The 3815-nt window shown below is 72.3% G+C and carries 4 protein-coding genes; 2 read left to right on the top strand and 2 right to left on the bottom strand.

What is annotated here, in order from left to right:
- On the bottom strand, positions 1–633 hold a 633-nt coding region (locus C1I93_RS29370; RefSeq protein WP_111246508.1), incomplete at its 3' end, for a TIGR03089 family protein.
- Between the two features lie 151 nt (positions 634–784).
- Here C1I93_RS29370 and C1I93_RS29365 point away from each other — a divergent pair.
- A complete protein-coding gene (locus C1I93_RS29365; protein ID WP_111246507.1) occupies positions 785–1930 on the top strand; it encodes a glycosyltransferase family 4 protein in 1146 nt (381 codons plus the stop codon).
- A 48-nt stretch (positions 1931–1978) separates the two neighbouring features.
- Entirely contained in the window at positions 1979–3070 is a 1092-nt protein-coding gene (locus C1I93_RS29360; RefSeq protein WP_111246506.1) for a mannose-1-phosphate guanylyltransferase, read from the top strand.
- Here the strand turns inward: C1I93_RS29360 and C1I93_RS29355 are convergent.
- On the bottom strand, positions 3039–3593 hold the full coding sequence (locus C1I93_RS29355) for an NUDIX hydrolase (RefSeq protein WP_223256181.1): 555 nt from the start codon (positions 3591–3593) through the stop codon (positions 3039–3041). The two genes, C1I93_RS29360 and C1I93_RS29355, sit on opposite strands and share 32 nt — an antisense overlap.
- Between the last annotated feature and the right edge of the window lie 222 nt (positions 3594–3815).

The following is a 3815-nucleotide window of genomic DNA, read 5'->3' as shown; positions in this document are numbered from 1 at the left end:
GTCGGGGTGGGCGCAGAGGACGAGGGTGGACTGGGCGGCCAGGGGAGCCAGCAGCCAGTCGAGCGGGTCGGGATGGCGATCGACGTCGATCAGGACGCGGCCGCCGGGGGTGAGGCCCAGTTCCGTGGCGCGGGCCGTCGCCCGGGCCAGTAGCTCCGCGTGAGCCGGGCCGCCCGGAGGGTACGCGGTGAAGTGGTCACCGTGTGCGCGTACCTCGGTCACGTAGTCGGCGAAGCCGGCCGGCACCTCGCGCAGCGGTAGCGCGAACGGGTGCAGCGCGAGGGCGTACCGGTCACCGACGGTGAAGGCGTCCGCCTCGGCGGTCCGGTCGGCGGCGGCGAAGAGCACGTCCACCTCGCCCGGCTCGTCGGTGACCGTCAGCCCGGCCGCCCAGCAGCCGAGCAGCACGGCGGCGGTCTGCCAGTGCGGCGGGAGCAGTATCCCTGCGGTGTCACCGGGCCCGAGGGACAGTTCGTCGACGAGCAGGTTGGCGGTCTTGGCCACCCAGTTCGCCAGCGTTGCCCCGGAGAGTTCGGTGCGCTCACCGGTGGCGTCGTCGTACCAGGTCAGCAGCGGTCGGGTCGGGTCGGGCGCGATCGCGTCGGCGAAGACCCGGGCAATGTTGTCGGCCATCGGCGCGAACGATACGCGGCCCGCGGCCGTATTCGATGACAGCGACAAGTCGGCGTACCGTCGGGTCGCAGTCAGCGTCCGTACCCGGCTCCGGCGTAGGCTTGCCCGGAGTGTTGTTCCCCACAGTCCCGCCATCGCAAGGAGTCGCCACGTGACCGCCGGTCGCCCGCCCCGCGTGCTCATCGACGCCACGAGTGTCCCCGTCGACCGTGGCGGCGTCGGTAGATACGTCGATGGGCTGCTCGGCGCCCTCGGCAAGGTGTGTGGCTCGGCGGTGGACCTGGTCGTCGTGAGCCTGCGCACCGATCTGGAGCGCTACCGCAGGATGCTGCCCGGCGCGGAGATCGTGCCCGCGCCTGCCGCCGTCGCGCACCGGCCCGCCCGGCTCGCCTGGGAGCAGACCGGCCTGCCGCTGCTGGCCCAGCAGGTCGGCGCGGAGGTGCTGCACTCGCCCTTCTACACCTGCCCGTTGCGGGCCGGTTGCCCGGTCACGGTGACCGTGCACGACGCGACGTTCTTCACCGAGCCGGAGCACTACGACAAGTCTCGCCGGACGTTCTTCCGCAGCGCCATCAAGACCTCACTGCGCCGGGCCGACCGGGTGATCGTGCCGAGCAAGGCGACCCGGGACGAGCTGATCCGGCTGCTCGACGCCGACCCGACCCGGATCGACGTGGCATACCACGGCGTCGACCACGCCGCCTTCCACGCGCCCGGCGACGAGGAGAAGGCCCGGGTACGCGCCCGCCTCGGCCTCGGCAACGGCAGCTATGTCGCGTTCCTCGGTGCCAAGGAGCCGCGCAAGAACGTACCCAATCTGATCCGGGGTTGGGCCCGCGCGGTGGCCGACCGGCAGGACCCGCCCGCGCTCGTCGTCGCCGGTGGCCAGGGGCACGACGACGACATCGACCGGGCGGTGGCCGAGGTGCCGCCGCACCTGCGCCTGCTGCGCCCCGGTTACCTGCGCTACGCCGACCTGCCGGGCTTCCTCGGTGGTGCCCTGGTCGCCGCCTACCCGTCGTACGGTGAGGGTTTCGGCCTGCCGATCCTGGAGGCGATGGCGTGCGCGGCGCCGGTGCTCACCACGCCCCGGCTGTCGCTGCCGGAGGTGGGTGGCGACGCGGTCGCGTACACCAGCGAGGATCCGGACCAGATCGCCATCGACCTGGCCGCGTTGCTCGACGACGAGCCGCGCCGGTTGTCGTTGGCCAAGGCCGGTTTCGACAGGGCCAAGGAGTTCACCTGGGAGTCCAGCGCCGAGGTGCACGTCGCCGCCTGGTCGAGGGCGCGTTCCTGACAGTGGCAACCACAGGCCCGGTCCGCGCGGTTCGGGCATGATGTCCTGGTGATCTATGTCGTCATTCCGGCAGGTGGCAGCGGCACGAGGTTGTGGCCGCTGTCCCGCGCCGGCCATCCCAAGTTTCTCCATCCGTTCACCGGCACCTCCGCCTCGCTGCTCCAGGCGACCGTGGAGCGGGCCGCACCGCTGACCACCCCGGAGCGCACCATGGTGGTCACCGGCGCGGCCCACGCCGCCGCCGTGGCCCGCCAACTGACCGGTCTGCCGGAGGAGAACATCCTGGTCGAGCCCTCGCCGCGGGACTCCTGCGCCGCCATCGCGCTGGCTGCGGCGGTGATCGCCGTACGGGATCCGGACGCGGTGATGGGCTCCTTCGCCGCCGATCATCTGATCGGTGACCCGCAGCGGTGGGTGGAGACCGTCCGGGAGGCGGTCCGGGGCGCCGAGCAGGGACTGCTGATGACCGTGGGGATCACCCCGACCCGACCGGAGACCGGGTACGGGTACCTGCAAACCGGCGAGCCGGTCGGCGATGGCCTGATGCGTCCAGTCGTCGAGTTCAAGGAGAAGCCGAACGCCGAGGTGGCCGAGGCGTACCTGCGCTCGGGTCGGTATCTCTGGAACGCCGGCATGTTCGTCTGGCGGGTGTCCGCCTTCCTCGCCGAACTGGCCCGCCAGCAGCCCGCCCTGCACGCCGGAGCCACCGCGATCGCCGCAGCGTGGGGCAGTGACGAGCAGGATGACGTGCTCGGCGCGGTCTGGCCCACGCTGCCGAAGATCTCGGTCGACTACGCGGTGATGGAGGGCGCGGCAAGTGCCGGCCGGGTGGCCACGGTGCCGGGCGACTTCCGCTGGAACGACGTGGGCGACTTCCACACCCTCGGTGAGGTGTTGCCGAACGACGCCGACGGCAACGTGGTGCTCGGCATGGACGCCAAGGCGGAGGTGCTGCTGCGGGACAGCACCGGCGTGGTGGTGGTGCCCCAGTCGGGTCGGCTGGTGGCCGGCGTCGGCGTCCGGGATCTCATCGTGGTCGACACGCCCGACGCATTGCTGATCTGCCCCCGGGACCGCGCCCAGGACGTCAAGAAGATCGTCGACGAGCTCAAGGAGCGGGGAGAGGACAAGCTCGTCTGAACGCGGCCAACCCGGGTACGACGAGTCGGGCGGTCCCACCGGCCAGCGGCTCCGGCAGCCGGTCGGGCGGGAACCAGCCCAGCGCCTCGGACTCCGCGCTGACCTGCTCCACCGCTCCCGGCGGGGCGAACACCGCGTACCGGACGTCGTGGTGCAGCGACCCGCCCTGGCAGCTCACCGCATGCACGTCCACATCGATCGGCACCGGATCGATCCGCAGGCCGGCGATGCCCGACTCCTCAGTGGCCTCCCGCAACGCCGCTTCGGCCAGGGTGTGGTCGGCCGGCTCGCAGTGCCCGCCGAGCTGCACCCACTTGTGGAACTTGCCGTGCAGGCAGAGCAGCACCCGGGAACCGGTCGCGTCGAAGACCAGCGCGCTGGCGGTGACGTGACCGGCCCGGTGTTCGCGCCGCATCGCCACCGGCCCCGCGGCCAGCAGGGCGAGGGTCTGGTCCCGAGCCGTCGTCGCCGCCGTGCTGGTGGGCTCCCACCCGCTCAGCACCGACACCGCGTCCGCGTGCAGCCCCGACCACTCGCCGCCGCCGCCGCTGCCGCCGTCGCCGCTGCCGCTGCCGCTGCCGCTGCCGACGCCGCCGCTGCCGACGCCGCTGCCGCCGCTGCCGCTGCTGCCGTCGACGCTGGCGCTGGTGTTAATAGGGGGCCCTTTTACTACCCGAGGCGTTAACAAGGGGCCCCTCCTTTCACTAAATCAGAGGGCGAGGGTGGCGGCGGCGGTGGTGTGGGC

It is taken from the genome of Micromonospora endophytica, assembly GCF_003236305.1.
Classification (GTDB): Bacteria; Actinomycetota; Actinomycetes; order Mycobacteriales; family Micromonosporaceae; genus Micromonospora; species Micromonospora endophytica.
Note: the sequence above shows the minus strand (reverse complement) of the source record. Positions and strands in the feature narration are given on the sequence as shown.